The sequence below is a fragment of the Tessaracoccus oleiagri genome, from assembly GCF_900103275.1.
Taxonomy (GTDB): domain Bacteria; phylum Actinomycetota; class Actinomycetes; order Propionibacteriales; family Propionibacteriaceae; genus Arachnia; species Arachnia oleiagri.
Window position 1 is genome coordinate 1 of the sequence record NZ_FNGP01000003.1, and the last position, 16510, is coordinate 16510.

Annotated in this window: 12 protein-coding genes; 5 read left to right on the plus strand and 7 right to left on the minus strand. The window is 64.8% G+C overall.

Going from position 1 to position 16510, the window contains the following annotated elements; genetic code table 11:
* Positions 1-189: 189 nt before the first annotated feature.
* From BLR46_RS07970 to BLR46_RS07985, 4 genes are all read right to left on the minus strand, one after another.
* Entirely contained in the window at positions 190-1368 is a 1179-nt protein-coding gene (locus BLR46_RS07970) for a glycosyltransferase family 4 protein (RefSeq protein WP_143008247.1), read from the minus strand.
* A complete protein-coding gene (locus BLR46_RS07975; RefSeq protein WP_093250851.1) occupies positions 1365-2315 on the minus strand; it encodes an NAD-dependent epimerase/dehydratase family protein in 951 nt (316 codons plus the stop codon). Before BLR46_RS07975 ends, BLR46_RS07970 begins: the two co-directional genes overlap by 4 nt.
* Position 2316: 1 nt before the next feature.
* The gene (locus BLR46_RS07980; RefSeq protein WP_176761708.1) at positions 2317-3084 is read right to left on the minus strand and encodes an MraY family glycosyltransferase; all 768 of its coding nucleotides are present in this window, start codon (positions 3082-3084) and stop codon (positions 2317-2319) included.
* A gap of 227 nt (positions 3085-3311) precedes the next feature.
* Entirely contained in the window at positions 3312-5078 is a 1767-nt protein-coding gene (locus tag BLR46_RS07985) for a polysaccharide biosynthesis protein (RefSeq protein ID WP_218118400.1), read from the minus strand.
* Between the two features lie 404 nt (positions 5079-5482).
* On the opposite strand from BLR46_RS07985, the gene BLR46_RS07990 reads away from it, so the two are divergent.
* Genes BLR46_RS07990 through BLR46_RS08005 form a run of 4 tightly spaced genes read left to right on the plus strand, consistent with a single transcriptional unit; the run spans position 5483 to position 10951 of the window.
* Complete coding sequence (locus BLR46_RS07990) at positions 5483-6670, plus strand: DegT/DnrJ/EryC1/StrS family aminotransferase (RefSeq protein ID WP_093250857.1); 1188 nt, start codon at positions 5483-5485, stop codon at positions 6668-6670.
* The gene (locus BLR46_RS07995; protein ID WP_218118401.1) at positions 6667-7290 is read left to right on the plus strand and encodes a sugar transferase; all 624 of its coding nucleotides are present in this window, start codon (positions 6667-6669) and stop codon (positions 7288-7290) included. Before BLR46_RS07990 ends, BLR46_RS07995 begins: the two co-directional genes overlap by 4 nt.
* Positions 7287-9668, plus strand: a complete 2382-nt coding sequence (locus BLR46_RS08000) for an ATP-grasp domain-containing protein (protein ID WP_093250858.1) — start codon at positions 7287-7289, stop codon at positions 9666-9668. The genes BLR46_RS07995 and BLR46_RS08000 overlap by 4 nt, the downstream gene beginning before the upstream one ends.
* A 5-nt stretch (positions 9669-9673) precedes the next feature.
* Positions 9674-10951, plus strand: a complete 1278-nt coding sequence (locus tag BLR46_RS08005; RefSeq protein WP_143008248.1) for a glycosyltransferase — start codon at positions 9674-9676, stop codon at positions 10949-10951.
* Here BLR46_RS08005 and BLR46_RS08010 read toward each other — a convergent pair.
* Both BLR46_RS08010 and BLR46_RS08015 read right to left on the minus strand, forming a co-directional pair.
* Positions 10931-11986 (minus strand): glycosyltransferase, encoded by a 1056-nt coding sequence (locus BLR46_RS08010; protein ID WP_176761709.1) that lies wholly within the window; start codon positions 11984-11986, stop codon positions 10931-10933. The two genes, BLR46_RS08005 and BLR46_RS08010, sit on opposite strands and share 21 nt — an antisense overlap.
* 41 nt (positions 11987-12027) lie before the next feature.
* Positions 12028-13443 (minus strand): lipopolysaccharide biosynthesis protein, encoded by a 1416-nt coding sequence (locus BLR46_RS08015; RefSeq protein ID WP_176761710.1) that lies wholly within the window; start codon positions 13441-13443, stop codon positions 12028-12030.
* Positions 13444-13599: 156 nt separating this feature from the next.
* On the opposite strand from BLR46_RS08015, the gene BLR46_RS08020 reads away from it, so the two are divergent.
* Complete coding sequence (locus BLR46_RS08020; RefSeq protein ID WP_093250863.1) at positions 13600-15057, plus strand: O-antigen polysaccharide polymerase Wzy family protein; 1458 nt, start codon at positions 13600-13602, stop codon at positions 15055-15057.
* On the opposite strand, the gene BLR46_RS08025 is transcribed toward BLR46_RS08020, so the two are convergent.
* Complete coding sequence (locus BLR46_RS08025) at positions 15050-16447, minus strand: hypothetical protein (protein WP_093250865.1); 1398 nt, start codon at positions 16445-16447, stop codon at positions 15050-15052. The two genes, BLR46_RS08020 and BLR46_RS08025, sit on opposite strands and share 8 nt — an antisense overlap.
* Between the last annotated feature and the right edge of the window lie 63 nt (positions 16448-16510).

A 16510-nucleotide genomic window follows, 5' to 3' on the forward strand; every position in this document is an offset into this window, starting at 1 on the left:
CGGGGTCGAGGTGATCGGCGTGGACGAGAGATAGGGTGGATGCTGTCGCTCGCGCTGTGATCCAGTCCAGTTCCGCCGACGATGACGAGCCGGCCACTTCCCGACTGAGGTGGACCGCTTGGATTGATCGCGTGAGGCGCACCCTGTCGGTGAGACATCGGGGCTGCAGCGAGGCCGAGTACAAGAATCCTAGTCGGTCAGCATTCCGTCCAGCATGTAGCGCTCGAGAGCGGTGAAGACCAGGCCTTGGGCGAAATGCGTCTCGACGTGACGACGTGCGGCATGACCCATGGCATGGCGGAGGCCTGCACCATCTGCCAAGTGCATCAGGGCCTCTGCGAGGGCGCGGCTGTCGTCGACCGGCACCACGATTCCCGTTTCTCCATGGACGACTGAGTCGACAGTGCCGGTAGCGTCCGACACCACAGCTGGCACCTGCATGGCGGCTGCTTCAAGCACTACGTTGGGGAAGCCCTCGCGCTTGCTTGCGAGTACCAAGACATCCATTGCCGCGTAATACGGACGAGTGTCCTTGACCTCTCCTGTCCGCCAGACGGGCACCCTCTGCCGCATTTTCTTGAACGTGTCTTCGAAGCCCTCATCGCGTCCAACTAGCAGGACGCGCAAATTCAGGCCGTTGGCGGCGCAAATTTGCGTAGCGGCTGCAAGGGTATCTAGACCCTTATCGGGATGCAGCCGGCCAACGTACCCAACAGTGAACTGGTCGTTTGTGTCTTGAAGGAATGTGCGCGTCTCCGAATCCATAGGAGTACAAGGGGAGGCCCTGTCGAAGCGCTCTAGATCAACTCCGTGAGAGGAGCCCCGCCCAAGTACATCCACAGGCGTTCCTGAAGCGAGCTTCATAAGTCCGTAGACCTCAGCCAGGCTGTGGCTGTTGGCCACGATCCGCGTGGAGCATCGCGAGGTGATTCGCTCCATGGCCGCGAGAACCCCACGGCGAAGACCGTGCACAGTTTGCAGTCGAAGTCCCCATATCTGATAGACGCGTATGGGTACGCGAAGGACAAATGCGCTTATGGCGGCGATAAGGGAAGCTTTAGGTGTTCCATAGGCAACGAGATCCGGTCGAAGCCGCCTCAAGACAATCGTCATTCGCAGGAGCGAGAGAAAGTCTCTGAAAAGTTTCGGCTCTCGAGACATTGCCACTGAAATGAAGTGCAACCGGTCAGTGCCGTGTTCCTGGGTTAAGACGTCGACGCCATCTGCAATCACGTATACTCGGTGACCTCGATTCGCAAGATGCTTGGCGAATCCGAGGCTGAATTGCTCGGCTGAGATGCCTGCAGTCGCTACAAGTACGATTACGGCGGCGGGGGCGGCCTTCAGAGGGTTCACTGCTTTGTTCATCGGCGCGACGCCCGCCAAGCCCGACCCACGGCCTCTAAAGCTGTTTCGCTCGGTTCTAAGCGCGCCGCAATCCCGGGGAATGCTTCGACTGTCGGCTGTACCTCGAAATTCTCCACTAGGCGCTCGATGGCTGCTCGTTGACCGATCGCCGCGGCGACGCCGCGAAGGATTGCGGTCGGGACTACGAATTGAAGGGATGGGCGACCCATACCTGAAGCGAGTTTCTCGACGAGCTTGGTCGTGGAGATGGGCGTCGTATCCGCAGCGAGCAGAGGCGTGGTCGGAACCACGGAGCCCTCTACGGCGGAACGCACCCACTCAACCAAATTCGCCGCTGACAGCATGGATCGTCGATTGTCAAGGCCTCGGAATGGCAGGGGTAAGCCAGTGTCAATGAGGCTGAGCATTCGTCGTATGTTACCCTTGACGCCGCTCCCATAGATGACCGTCGGGCGGATGATTATGGTCTCCATCCCGGTCTGATGCGAGATTTCGGTGAGTGCCTGTTCCGCTTCTAGTTTAGAAATTCCGTACGGGTCCACCGGATTGGGCGTGTCTGCGGCGGTAAGCGCGACATCGCTCGTTTTTTCGCCATGAACCTTAATCGAACTTAGGAATACGAAACGCCGAACCCCTCGGTCTGCAGAAGCTTGGGCAAGCGATTTGGTTCCCCGAAGGTTAACCTCCCTGTATTCCTCGAGCGGATCCAATGAGCGATCCCGCATGACGTGGACCCTGGCAGCGCAATGGACCACCACTTCAACATCATTCAGCATGTCACCCCAATATGAATCGGAGGAGAGATCTGGGCTTCTGCGGATCTCGACACCACTAGGAAACGAATGGCCTAAGTCGCGGGTCAGAGCGAGCACCCGGTGATTCAGCGATAGCCCTGAGACGATGTGCTGGCCGACGAAGCCGTTGGCCCCCGTAACCATGATGCGCATTTCAGTGATCCTTTATTCGGCTGAAGTGGGGAAGACTTAGGTAGGCGAAGGCGATAACTGTCAGAATGGCGATGGCAACGCTTGGGGAATGTATGACCCGGGTAGCGAGCGCTACACCGACTAGGGCAGCTAAGCCCGACAGGAGCGTCACAACCAGAGCGGTTGCGAGATGTGACGCGCCAGCATCGACCAACCGCTGGTAAACATGTTGCCTGTGAGGTTGGAACCACTTCTCGCGCCTAAGCACTCTTTTAATAATGACTGTCGAGGTGTCTGCTAAGTAGATCGTGAGTGGGGCTGCGATCGATAATGGAGGAATGCCAGCGGCGTGGGCGGCCATGGCTGAGGCAGCGATCGCTGCGCCGAGCAGGTAGCTACCCACGTCTCCCATGAAGACACCCGGGGGGGTGAAATTCCAAGGGAGGAAGCAAACGAACGCAATCGCGATGATGGCTCCCACGACCGTCAGCCACTCGACATGAAGGATGCTACCTAGCGCGGCGTAGCTAACGCCAACTACTGCCCCGTGAAGACCAGATATCCCGTTAATGCCATCCATAAAGTTGGTGAAGTTCACATAGGTCGCGAAGCCCAGAGCGGCCGTCGGGACCAACCACCATGATGCTTCGGTTGTTGTCACGAACATCAGGGCCACGACACCACCGATAGCAAGTTGCGTTCCCGCGCGTACGGCGATCCTGACCCCTCGTGCGTCCTCAACGAAACCGAGCACGCCGGTGAGAAGGGCCCCCCCAATGACGATCGCCATAGTCCGCTGTGACTCGAGACTCGGAGCGCAGACAACGGCAATTGTGCCGCTCAACCAAACCGCGGCCAGTTGGGCTACACCGCCTCCTCGAGTTGTGACGCGATGGTGGGAAGAGCGCTCGTTAGGAATGTCGACCACTCCCGCACGAGCGAGGAGAGGGTAAAGGACAAGTGGCGAGGCCAAGGCGACGACAGCGGCGACTATAAGCGGTAGCGCAATAGAAAGAATCATGGGTGCGAAGTGCGCTCGGTGTCCAAGATCTCGAGGACGTGGTCGTGGTCTTCGGGTTCGTCCGGCACGAAGAACGGGTCGAGTTCTGGCACGTGCACTTCGCTGATGAGGGGGTGCGCGCTCGGTGCGCCGGCCTCCATGCCGCTGAACAGGACCTCGTGCATCTTCTCGCCGTGGCGGAGTCCGGTGAAGTGAATCTCAATATCCTTCTTGGATTCCGCGATCATGCGCTTGGCCACGTCGAGGATCTTCACGGGCTCGCCCATATCGAGGACCAGCACGTCGCCGGGCTTTCCGATGGCGCCGGCTTGAAGCACCAGTTCGCACGCCTCGGGGATGGTCATGAAGTAGCGTGTCACGTCGGGGTGGGTCACCGTGACGGGGCCGCCCTTCTCGATCTGGGACCGGAAGGAAATCAGCACGGACCCTCTGGAACCAAGGACGTTGCCGAACCGGACGGAGAGGTAAGGCACGTCGTAAGTCTTGGCGTACCAGGCCGTGAGGCGCTCGGCGAGGCGCTTGGTGCGGCCGAGGACGCTCGTGGCCGCGGCGGCCTTGTCGGTGGAGATGTTGACGAAGCGCTGTACTCCCACGGCGTGCGCGGCCCGCAGGACGTTGCGGGTGCCGAGCACGTTGGTCTTCCAACCCTCGAAGGGGAAGCGCTCCAGCATCGGCAGGTGCTTCAGCGCGGCGGCGTGGAACACCACCTCGGGGCGGTGCTCCTGGAACACGAGATCGAGCGCGTCCTCGTCGCGGATGTCGCACAGCACCATGTCGTCGGTGTCGAGCAGACCGTTGCCGTAGAGGTCCAGCTGGACGCCGTGGAGGGCGGACTCGTCGCGATCGAGCAGGACGAGCTTGGCGGGGCCGAGCTTGTGGACCTGCAGGGCGATCTCGGAGCCGATGGAGCCGCCGGCGCCGGTGACGAGCACCGTCTTGCCGGTGATGTAGTCGGCGATGGCGCTGAGGTCGGTCTTGATAGGCCGACGGCCGAGGAGGTCGGCCACGTTGATCTGTCGGAGGGAGCCGAGGGTGACCTGGCCCCCGACCATCTCGCGCAGCGGGGGAATGATCATGAGCTCCAGCCCGTGCTCGTCGCACTCCTCGCTGAGCCGCTGGATGAGCCTGGGGCGTGCGTTGGAGATGGCAAGAATGACGGCCTGCGCCCCGCGCTCCTTGGCCACCCGGATCAAGTCCTTTCCGCGGCCGAGGACTGGGTGGTTGCGGATCCGGAGCTTGCTCTTGCCGCGCGCGTCGTCGATGAAGCCGATGATCCGGTACGGGGCCTCCTCGGCGAGGTCCATCAGTTGGGCCACCTGGTAGCCCGCGTTGCCAGCGCCGTAGACGAGGGCGGGGACGGCGTCCTGACGCGCGCTGCGTGGGCGTGCGTCGACCATGCTGCGGAACGCCCAGCGGGCGCTGATCATGACCACGAGGGCGATGGGCGGCAGCATGATGGCCACCCCGCGGGGGAAGTCATTCGAGATGGCGCTGAAGATGAGCCCGAGCACCAGCGCGATGACCGCCACGAGGATGCCCATCCAAGAGGCTTCGGCGAAGCTGCCGATGCGGTTGCGGCCCAGGTAGAGCTGGGTGGCGAGTCCGGCGGCCACCTGCAGCGCCACGGCGATGCCGGTGTAGGCCAGCACCCAGTCCCACTGCGCATTCGAGAGGTTGAAGTCGTAGCGGACCAAGAGGAAGGCCAGCATGGCCAGCACCCAGGACAGCCCGTCCCAGGCGACGAGCAGTACGCGGCGAGCCACCACGGGCATTCGATAGACCGTGGTGCTCAGCGCGTTCCCGCCCTTGGGCGCACTTGCTTCGAACTCTGCCGTAACCCCATCCACGGCCATCACCATAGTGCGTATGACGGGCAAAGCTCGAAATTGAAAGCCTCTTCCGTGGCAACGAAAGGCTTTGCTCGGGCGCCTATCGGGCTCTCACGAGGGGCGGAGCCGCTACGGAGACATCCAGATGCGATCCGCGCGTCTGCCGCAGTTGACCCCGTCTAGGTGGTAAAGGCGGTCTAGGGCTATCCTCAGGGAGATCACCAGTTTTCGCGACTACTCACGGACTTCAAGTCTCGACGAAGCAGTCGACGGTCTGAAGGGGAAGAAGTGGAGAGCCCTCTGCCATGCTGCGCGCCCGTAGGTTTGACGCTGCCGTGATGAAGGTACCGTTCTCGCCACCGGACATCCGCCAGGAGGACATCGACGCCGTCGTCGACGTCCTGCGCTCCGGCTGGATCACCACCGGCCCGGTCTCGCGACAGTTCGAGGCCGCCCTCGCCGCCTACATGGGTGTGCACCAGGCCGTCACGGTCAACTCCTGCACGGCCGCCCTCGAACTCGCGCTGCGTGCGCTGGGCGTGGGTCCCGGCGACGAGGTCATCGTCCCCGCCTACACCTACACCGCCTCTGCGGCCGTCGTCGAGCACGTCGGCGCCCAGGTCGTGCTGGTCGACACCGCGCCGGGCGAGTACCGGCCCGACATCCCCACCATCCTCGCCGCGGTGACCGAGCGGACCAAGGCCGTGATCGTCGTCGACATCGCCGGCGTGCCGTTCCCTGCCGACGACCTGCGCACGGCGTTGGAAGGCTCCCGCCCCGCCGGTCGCCTCGGGGTGCTGGACCGCATGGAGAGGCCTGCGGTCATCGTCGACGGCGCCCACTCCCTCGGCGCCACCCGCAAGGGGATGCGCGCCGGCCAGCTCGGCGACTTCACCGCCTTCTCCTTCCACGCCGTCAAGAACCTCACCACCGGCGAAGGGGGCGCCCTCTGCTGGCGACCCGACCTCGAGATCGACGACGACGTCGCCACCCGCCTCGTCCGCCGGCTGTCGCTGCACGGCCAGACGAAGGACGCCCTGGCCAAGACGCAGGCCGGCCAGTGGGAGTACGACATCATCGAGCGCGGCTACAAGTCGAACATGCCCGACATCCTCGCCGCCCTCGGCCTGTCGCAGCTCGGCCGCTACGACGAGATGCTCGCAACCCGCCGGGGGCTCATAGCTGGCTATGCCGACGGGCTCGCCGGGCTCGCCACCGTGTTGCCCCACGCGGGCACCGAGTTCCTCTCCAGCGCGCACCTGGCGATGGTGGACCTCGGGGCGCTCGCCCCGCACCGCCAGCAGATCATCAACCACATGGCCGAGGCCGGCATCTCCACCAACGTGCACTACAAGCCACTGCCGCTCCTGACCGCGTACCGGTCGAACTTCGACATCGTCGACTTTCCGAACGCGCACGCGCAGTACCTCGCCGAGCTCACGCTGCCGCTGCACACGCTCCTCACCGACGAGAGCCTCGAGTACGTCATCGCCTCCTTCCGTGAGGCGGTGGAACGGGCGGCATGAGTCTGTATCGGCGGTACGGAAAGAGGATTCTGGATCTCGCCCTGGGAGTGGTGGCCCTGCCGCTGGTGGGTGCTGCGGCGCTCGTAGTGGTGCCGGCCATCCGACTCGAGGACGGCGGGCCTGCGCTCTACCGCAGCCAGCGACGCGGCTTGCGGGGGCGGCACTTCACGATGCTGAAGTTCCGTTCGATGGGGGTCGGCGCACCCGACCTCCGCAACGCGGACCTCTCCACCCTGAACAGCGACGACGACCCCCGCGTCACCCGTGTGGGACGCATCATCCGGAAGCTGTCCGTCGACGAGCTGCCGCAGGTCCTCAACGTGCTGCGCGGCGACATGAGCTTCGTCGGCCCCCGACCCAACATGACCCGCCAGAGCTGGGACGAGCTGACCGAGCAGGAGCGCAAGCGCGTGCAGGTGCGCCCCGGCATCACCGGTCTCTCGCAGGCCTATCACCGCAATGCGGCGACGACGCAGCAGAAGTACGCGCTCGACTGCGAGTACGTCGACACCGTGTCGCTGCTGCTCGACCTGAAGATCATCGCCAAGACCTTCACCTCGGTCCTCGCGGCGAGGAACATCAACGCGTCCGGCACCGCTGGCGAGGGGGAGCGATCGTGACCCCGATCGACGAAGACCCGCGTCCACGACTGCTCGTCCTCGGGGCCTCACGCCTGCAGAGCCCCGCACTCGTGAAGGGCCGGGAACTGGGCTACCGGGTGGGCGTCGTGGACCGCGACCCCGACGCCGTGGGGATCGCGCTCGCGGATGACTTCTTCGAGATCAGCACCACCGATGTCGACGCCATCGTGGAAGCGGCACGCGGCTACCGACCGGCCGGGGTGCTGACCCTCGGCACCGACATGCCCATGCGCGGCGTCGCCGGCGTGGCCGATGCGCTCGGCCTTGTGGGCCCATCGCCCGAGGCCACCCGAGCGGCCACCGACAAGGGCGAGATGGCCGAAGCGTTCGCACACGGGGGAGTGCCCGCGCCGCGCTTCGCGGTCGTTGCTTCGGCGGATGAGCTCGCAGGGGCGACCTCTGGCTGGGACCTGCCCTACATCCTCAAGCCCGTGGACAACGCCGGCAGCCGGGGCGTGGTGCTGGTCGAGACGAGCCAGGCGGCGGCGGAGGCGTTCCGGTACAGCCATGCGGCGAGCCGCAGCGGTCGGGTGATCGCCCAGGAATACCTGCGGGGCCGCGAGGTCAGCGTCGAGGGCTTCCTCCTCGGTGACGAACTGCACGTCGTCACCATCACGGACAAGCTCACCTCCGCCGCACCGCACTTCGTCGAGATGGGGCACTCCCAGCCCTCCTCGCTCCCGGATTCGGACCAAGCGGCGATCCGCGCGCTGACGGCCGCGGCGGCCCGAGCACTCGGTGTCACCGACTGCGCCGTGCACGCCGAGATCATGCTGACCCTCGCCGGGCCGCGCATGATCGAGTTCGGGGCGCGGCTGGGGGGAGACTTCATCACCACGGACCTCGTCCCGCTCTCCACGGGCGTCGACATGGTCACGGCGCTCATCGACCTCTCCTGCGGACATCGGCCCGACCTCACGCCCACCCGATCCGCCGCGAGCGCCATCCGGTTCCTGACCGCCAGTGACCCGGGGCCCGACGTGGACGCCGCCGTCGAGACGGCACGTCACCTCGAAGGCGTGGCCGACGTGCACGTGCTCCAAGGGGGCTGCGCCTCGGCCGTGCACAGCAGCGCGGACCGCGCGGGCCAGGTCATCGCCGTCGGCGACACGCCCGACGCGGCGATCGCCACCTGTGAGACCGTGCTCGGGCTGATCCGGGGCGAGAAGCCGCGCAGCATCCTCGTCCTCGGGGCGGGCAGGGGCCAGGTCGGCCTCATCCGGGCCGCGAAGCAGATCGGGGCGCGGGTGCTCGTCGCCTCCCTCCCCTCGACGACTGCGCCCGGCATCCCGCTGGCTGATGCCGTGCTGCACGTCGACATCACCGACGTCGAGGGCATCGAACGGATCGCGCGTGAGGAAGGCGTGGACGCCATCGCGACGAGCTGCGCCGACACCGGGTTGCCCGCGCTCGGTCGCGCCTGCGACGCGCTGGGCCTGCCCGGGCTCTCGGAGCAGGCAGCGCTGATCTGCGCGGACAAGAAGCTCATGAAGGAGGCGTTCGCCGAGGGCGGCGTCCGGAGCGCCCAATACGCCACCGTCCGCGACCTCGACGGGCTGAACGCCGCGCTCGAACGGCTCTCGCTGCCGGTGATCATCAAGGCCACCGACCTGCAGGGCAGCAAGGGCATCGTCATCATCCGGGATGCTGACGAACTCGAGAGCGGCTTCCGCCACGTCATGGAGGAGACGACCCGCGACGAGGTGATCGTCGAGGAGTTCATTGAGGGCGTGGAGTTCGGAGCCCAGGCGCTGGTCCACGAGGGCCGGATCCTGTTCACGCTGCTCCACAACGACGACGTGCACCTGGCCAAGACCGCCGTGCCGGTCCTGCACTCGGTGCCGATCGACCGCGACGAGGCATTCCGCCAGCGGGCCGAGGCGGAGATCGCCAGAGCGATCCGCGCCACCGGACTCGACAACTGCGCCGTCAACGTCGACCTCATCGCCCGCGGCGACGAGGTGTTCATCATCGAGCTCACCGGCCGGGTGGGCGCCAACGGACTCCCCGAAATGGTCTCTCGGCACTTCGGGATCGACTACTACGAAACCCTCGCACGGCTCGCGCTGGGGGAGTCGCCCGTCGGCCCGTGGGACGAGCCCGGTCAGCGGCCCGCCGTCGTCGTGCGAATGGTGATCGAGCCTAACCTGCGCGGCGTGGTGCGGGGCATCGACGTCAACCGCGACGCCGTACCCGAGGCGGAGTACCTGTTCTTCCGGCGCCCCGGTGACGAGATCGACGGCTTCGAGCACTCGGGCGACTGCGTCGGACAGATCACCGTCGCGGCCGACACCTTGCCGGCCGCCAACGAACTCGCCCTGCGCGCCCGGCAGGCGATCACCATCGATTTGGAGTGAGTGGCTTGAAGACGTTGCTGCTGTTCGCGAACGCCTTTCCCTTCGGCTCCTGGGAGCCATACCTCGAGACGGAGTTGCCGTACCTCACGGACTTTGACGAGGTGCGAGTCTTCTCCCTCTCTGTGAGGGAGGACCAAGCGCGGACTCGGCGGCCGGTCCGGCATCCTCATGCCACGGTCCACCCGCTCCGGTTTCGCTCGCGGCTCTTCTATCTGGTCGCCGCATTGAGGGTGTTGCTGGACGTCGAGCTGTACCGCGAGGTGCGGGTGCTGTGGAACCAGCGGCGGCTGAGCCCGGGGCGGCTGGTTCAGCTCTTCGTCTTCCTCAGCAGGTGCCATCACGAGGCACGGGCCATCACCTCCATGATCCGCAAGGAGAACCTCGTGGCCGCTGACGCCGACGTCGTGCTGTACTCCTATCGGCTCGCCTACCAGCCCTACCTCAGCGAGCTCGTCGCCCGATCGCTCGCGCCGCGCCGCAGCGTTCGCGTGGCACGGGCGCATCGCGCCGACCTGTACGAGGAACTGGCGCCCAACGGCTACATACCCATGCGAAAGCGCACCCTGGACTCACTGGACGACATCATCCTGATTGCCAAGCACGGGTACGACTACTTGGCTTCGCGCTTTCCGGAAGCCCTGGACCGCATGCGCATCTCTTACCTCGGGAGCATCGATCGCGGGGTCGGACCTTCGCCTGCAGACCGGGAAACGCTGCGAATCCTCACATGCTCCAACGTGGTCCCTGTCAAGCGCCTCGATCGGTTGGTGGACGCACTGGCACTGATCAGTGACATCTCAGTCTCCTGGACGCACTTTGGGGATGGCCCGCTCATGGATGGCTTGCGCGACTCGGTGAAGTCTCTCCCGGGCAACGTGGAGGTACACCTTCCCGGAGCAGTGACCAACGTGGCGCTCCTTGAGCATTACGCCACGACGCCGTACCACGTCCTGGTCAACGTCAGCGAGTCCGAAGGCATCCCGGTGTCAATGATGGAGGCCAACTCGTTCGGCATACCGATCATCGCCACCGATGTCGGGGGCGTTGGTGAGATCGTGGAGACGGGCGTCAACGGGATTCTGTTGGCCAGCGAACCCTCTTTCGACGAGTTGGCGGACGCAATCCGCAAGATCGCAGAGATGGACTACGAAGACTATGCCTCACTGCGCAGTGGCGCGCGTCGCGTCTGGCGAGCGAAATTCGACGCAGCGACGAACTACCCGCGGTTCGGACGCGAACTACTTGAAACATTGAATGCCGCGTCAACCTCGGTGGACAGCTGACACGAGCAGTTGGCTGCTGTGGGCGGAGTCGAAAGCCGTGCCCACCAACGGGTTGACTCCCGCCGGGCGAATGTGGGTCTGGAGAACCGACAGCACTTCGTCGGCCCAAACCTCGGCTCCTGCCTCGAGCGGTAGAAAGCGCACGGTGCCGGCGGCGTCGACCTCATCAGTGACCGCGGTGGAGACAATACTCGGCAGCCCTGCTGCCTGCGCCTCCAGCACCGTGAATGGCAGGCCTTCGAAGAATGAGGGCAGGAGTGACACGTCGGAAGCCTGCAGCTTGACTGCCACATCCGGGATCATGCCCAGGAACCGCGTGTGCTCACGAAGCCCGAGCCGATCGACCTGCTCCTCGATCCCGGCGCGCAGTGAGCCGTCACCGATGTAGATGGCCACCGCTGGCTGGCCCCGCCGGATCAATTCGTTCAGCACCTGGACCGTGAATGCGTGGTTCTTCTCCTCCCCGAACCGTGCGACGTGGACGAGCGCGATCTGGTCGTCATCGATGCCGAGCTCTTCCCGGGCGCTCTCGCGGGTCGCCGGGTCGAAGGTGAACTCGCTCACGTCGAACGCATTGGGGATGAAGGTGTAGGGCCGGTTGCCGAACAGCCACTTCGCCGCCGGACGCGCACAGGCGAATCGTCGGTTGGCGAATAGAGGGACGAGCGGGCGCTGGATCCGGTGCAGCGTGCCTGTGAGGCGTGAGCCCATGTTCCTGCTCGAGTGGCTGTGCAGGATCCGATAAGGGACTCCGGAGAGCTTCGCCAAGATCAGGGGTTCAATCGAATTCACCACGGTCTGGTTGAGCCAGATCGCTTCGAACTCATTGGACCGGAACAGGGCGCGCAGATCCCGCAGGTACCTGATCGGGTTCGTCCCTCGCGGCGTGATGTCGACCACATGTCCGCCGAGGTCACTGATCTCATCGCGGTAGGCGATGGCTTGGTCAGCCAGGAACCAGCAGTCGTACTGGCCCCTGAGCGCTTTGAAGGTGTTCATGATGAACGCCTCCTTGCCGCCCCTGTTCGCGGTCATGCCTCCAAACAACAGCTTGGGCCTCGGCGACCCTGTCGGCGTCATGACGACCTCGCTGTTCGCTGTCGGAAATAGGCGCGCAGGGGATCGCGGAAGCGATGCCACAAGGCTGCGAAGATGACGATGCCGGCGACTGTACCGACGAACACGTTGATCGGGGTGCTTGCCTGGAAGTAAAGGACCGTCGCCCCGACCGGGAGCAGCAGACCCAGGCCGGCCAGGGCGTGATTGAAGCGATAGCCGATCTTCGTCTCGAGGATCCAGTGGAGGGTCAGGGTACCGAAGAGGAAGGCAAGCGCCATGGAGAGGTTGGCCCCCTGCATCCCCAGCCAACCGATCAGCGGATAGACGCCTGCGACGTTGACCACCAGCGCCACCACCGTTCCCCAGATGATCGCCCGGCTGTCCTTGATCGCGTAGAAGATGTTCACGACGAAGTTGAAGTAGCCGCTGAAGACGCCAGCGATCAGTGTCGTGGGCACCACCCACAGCGCCCGTTCGTAAGCATCGTCGACGAGGAAGGGGAAGGCGAGCTTGACCCACGGCAGGACGAGAGCGACCGCTCCGCACAGCGCGACGAAGTAGACCGTCGATGCGCGCCCGAAGAACCGACCATCCGAGGAACTGCGGCCGAAGGCGATGTCCTGCCAGGCGAAGCTCATCGCGTGCAGCACGAGCGCCAGGATGGAACCCCAACGCATCGCCACGGCGAAGAGCCCGTTCTCCTGCAGCGTCAGCACCTGGCTGATCACCACGCGGTTGAACGAGTAGACGAACCAGAAAATGACTGCGTTGATGCCGATCGGGATCGCATAGCGAACCATCGACCAGACCGAACGACGCGAGATCGAGGCGAAGTCCGAGCGCTTCAGGCGACGAATGATGCCGACGCGCGCCTCCAGATAGAGCACCTGGGCCAGGAACCCGGCGATTCCAGCGATGTACATGGCAGAGAAATCCCAGCCGAACCCGACCAGGAGCACGATGTTCACGAGCGCGACCACGACGGCGGCGATGACACCGCCCATCGCGAACTCGAGGTTGCGCCGGTAGCCGCGGCAGACGTAAAGCGCGAAGTAGCTTACGCTCACCATCAGTCCGTATGCGGCGATCAGCCAGAAGTACTGGAAGTCCCCGACGAGCCAGACCACCAGCGCGACCGAGAGATAGCAGACGACCGATCCGCTGAAGACCACAAGCCCGCCGGCGATGGGCCGAGCCTTCTCGTCCTCGCCCTCGTGGTCGTACATGTGCCGCAGGACGACCACCCAGATGTTCATGAAGACGCCCTCGTACACGATGGTTAGGTACGCGAGGCTGAGGTCGTAGTAACCCATGTCGTGAGGCGGGATGTACGCCGTCAGGATGGGGAGCATAAGAAACCCGACAGCCCTGGAAAGGACGCTGCCGAGTACGAAGATTCCCGAGTTCTTCAGGAACGACCAGATTGTCTTCATGCGTATTTCGTGCGAGGGGAGGGCCTTGGCCCGGACCCGATCATGATAGGGCCCGGGCCGACGGACTCCCAACCGCGCAGCATGCATGGCACGTGCGTCGACTGTGACACAATTTGACGGATTGGCTCGTTCGTAGGGGCGGTCGGCGGAGGTGAAATGCTGATCTGGGTGGTCTCCAACGTCGTGTTGGCGACCCTGCTCACCGCCTCCGGTGCCTGGGGACTTTGGGGTGTCGTCGTTCTCCTTTGGGCCAACGGCTTCATCTTTGCGGTGACCCGAGTGAGGGAGCGCACGTTCCTCGCGGCGTTCCTGGTGACGTTCTTCCTCTTCCTCATGACTCGCGACACCTTGGAGCGCGTCTTCCACTACGCCCCGCCCACGGCTACCCCCGAAGCGCATGCGAGTGTCTCAGCGATGCTGATCGCGGCGTTGCTGGGCGTGATGGGTGGCTACTTTGCACTGAGTCTTCGCCGACGCGGTTCGCCCGCGCCCAGACGACTCGCTCCGGCCCGTGTTGATGGGCCTTGGGGTGCGGACCGGATCGGTCGCCTCGCGCTCGTAGCGTTCTACGTGTCACTGCCGGGAGCTTTCTACAACGTCGTCAGCAACATCATGTTCGTCCGCGGTTCCTCGTACGCCGCGACGTACACCGACGACTTCGTACAGGCCCAGAGCGGACTACTGGCGACACTTGGTCAGTACTCGTCCGAGTTCGCATTCGTTGCGTTCGTGATCTACCTGGCGACACTTCCGAGCTTCCGTGCCGCGCGACTTCCGCTCGCACTCTGGGTCGGCTACGTCGGTCTGTTCCTGTTCACAGGGCGCCGTCGCGAGGTGGCCGTGTTCCTGCTCTTCGTGCTCTGCTACGCCATCATTCGGTCTCGCGTGACATCGGACGAGCCTTGGCTGACACGGGCCCGCATCCGGGTCGGTGCCATCGCCGTGCCGGTACTTCTGGTCATCTTCGCGGGCCTTGAGGCATGGCGGGGCGTCGGATCCACCCGCGGCGGATTCTCGCTGGCGGCGATTCCCGAGTTCTTCTACGGGCAGGGCATCAGCGTCAAGGTCTTGGAAAACGTCGCCACGCACAGGTCTCTGCTTCCAGATCAGATCTATCTATTCGAGTTCGCCCAGCGCGGGATAATCCCACGGATACTCGGCAATCCCGTCCTCCAAGGCAATTCTCCAGAACGAGCGCTTGAAGGCGGGTCGCTGTCGCACTCGCTCTCGTACGTCGTACTTGGGCCAGACCAATATCTGGCTGGCATCACGACTGGCACGTCCTTTGTCGGCGAGGCATATGTCGATCTCGGCCTCTTGGGCGTCCTGCTCGTGTCGCTGCTGTATGGGCTGTTGATCGCTTGGATGGACAAATTCGGCAGCGGCGGTGTCTGGATGAACGCGGCGCGGCTGCTTGTCGCCCAGAGCGTGCTTTGGGCTCCTCGCGGGTCGGCCACTCAGTTCATCGGCGTGCTCATCGCGCCGAGCACGATCGCAGTGGTCAGCGGAATCCTGCTTCTGAACGGCGCATTACTGCGATATCAGCGGCGAAAAGACGGCCGAGCGGGAAGCGCGGAGGCCAAACGCGCCATGCCAGAGGATGCGACTAGCTGAGCACCTCAGTGCTGTCCACTGCAACCCTGTACCTGAATCCCAGCGGACTCCGCCAGACCATGACCCCGGGCTCCGGCTGCTCCAGCTGCCAATGGCCGGCCGTCTTGGCCCGATGCACCCGAGTCGTGAGCGGCGCCAAGTTGCCGACGCCGGTCTGGCCCGGCGGCCCCGCTGCTGTGAACGCGACCGTGTGGTCCAGCTCCAGTCTTCGACTGTTGTTGGTGCTGAACGGGAACGGCTCTGTGGGGAAGATCGACGTGATTGCTGCCCTCATCCGGTCGCTGGGCCGATAGCCGTTCTGCGACCTGAGCGTGGGCAGGTCGATCACCGGATGCACCCGGACCGGGCGGTCCATCAGTAGCCAGCGAAGTGTCTCGGTGGTGACCGCGCCGGCCCGCTCGATCCGGGCCACCCCGCCGTCGGGCAGGCCGCTCGCGTCGATGTGCACGTGGAGCTCCACCGGGTGCCGCAGGGTTTCCAGCGGTTCGGTGATTCGGCCACACAGGCGGCCGAGGCAGCTGTCGTGGCCGGCTGGGTCCTCGTCGGGCAGCGGCAGGCGCGGGGCGCCGTGCGTCGCGGTGTGGAACCGCTCGCGGGCGATCTCGTCGGAGGGGTCGAAGTCTGGCGCGGGCACGAGCGGCTGCTGCGCCGCCTTCTGGAGGAGCGCCAGCGCGTAGGCCGGCTGGGCCAGGACGCCGAGGGCCTTCGACTCTCGGACGCTCAACAGGTCCTCGTCGCCCTCTACCGAGGCGAGCACCTCGGCCATCCGGGACACGGCCGCCCTCAACAACTGGGCGTCCAGCACGTCGAGGTTTGCGTGCACGTCGACGGTGCCGTGGACGGCCTGCCGGATGAAGAAGTGGCGCCCGTCGAGGTTTGAGCGCTCCGCCTCGGCGGAGTCCAGCGGTGACTCGTCGATGATTATCTCGTCAAGCTTCTTGAAAGCGCCTGCCCATGAGAACTTGTGCTGAATCCTGAGCCACCGCTTCACGACGCGCTCGGCGACCTCTCGAGAGAGCTGCGAGCACTTGCCCGCCGCGCGGAGAGCACGGTCGACGTCGATCCGCAGCTCGTCGGCCGCGCGCCACAGCGACGGCAGCCCGTGCCGCAGGTGCAGGGACTCGACGATCATCGTCGTGGCCTTGCGTGTGGAGATCCCGAGCAGTGCGCCGACCTCCAGGGACAGGAACTCCGAGATCTTCGGCAACCCGAGGTCGCCGACGCTCACGCCGTGGTCGTGCAGCTCCGGGTGGAGCCCGTCGTCTTCCGGGAGGGTGTACTGCTCCGCCAGACCGACGAGGAAGCGCACCTCGTCCATGGCGGCGTCCCGCTTGCGACGGTTCGCGTCGCGGAGTTGCTCGGCGAGCTCGCGTGCTGGTGTGACTGACATGCCCACACAATAGAACGCACGTACGACAGTTTTCGTCGGCCGTGGAGTGACTCTGAGAATCTC

Coding starts and splice junctions, on each gene's coding strand:
- BLR46_RS07970 (WP_143008247.1), bottom strand. CDS start 1,368: ATGAACAAAGCAGTGAACCCTCTGAAGGCCGCCCCCGCCGCCGTAATC.
- BLR46_RS07975 (WP_093250851.1), bottom strand. CDS start 2,315: ATGCGCATCATGGTTACGGGGGCCAACGGCTTCGTCGGCCAGCACATC.
- BLR46_RS07980 (WP_176761708.1), bottom strand. CDS start 3,084: ATGGCGATCGTCATTGGGGGGGCCCTTCTCACCGGCGTGCTCGGTTTC.
- BLR46_RS07990 (WP_093250857.1), top strand. CDS start 5,483: ATGAAGGTACCGTTCTCGCCACCGGACATCCGCCAGGAGGACATCGAC.
- BLR46_RS07995 (WP_218118401.1), top strand. CDS start 6,667: ATGAGTCTGTATCGGCGGTACGGAAAGAGGATTCTGGATCTCGCCCTG.
- BLR46_RS08010 (WP_176761709.1), bottom strand. CDS start 11,986: ATGACCGCGAACAGGGGCGGCAAGGAGGCGTTCATCATGAACACCTTC.
- BLR46_RS08015 (WP_176761710.1), bottom strand. CDS start 13,443: ATGAAGACAATCTGGTCGTTCCTGAAGAACTCGGGAATCTTCGTACTC.
- BLR46_RS08020 (WP_093250863.1), top strand. CDS start 13,600: ATGCTGATCTGGGTGGTCTCCAACGTCGTGTTGGCGACCCTGCTCACC.
- BLR46_RS08025 (WP_093250865.1), bottom strand. CDS start 16,447: ATGTCAGTCACACCAGCACGCGAGCTCGCCGAGCAACTCCGCGACGCG.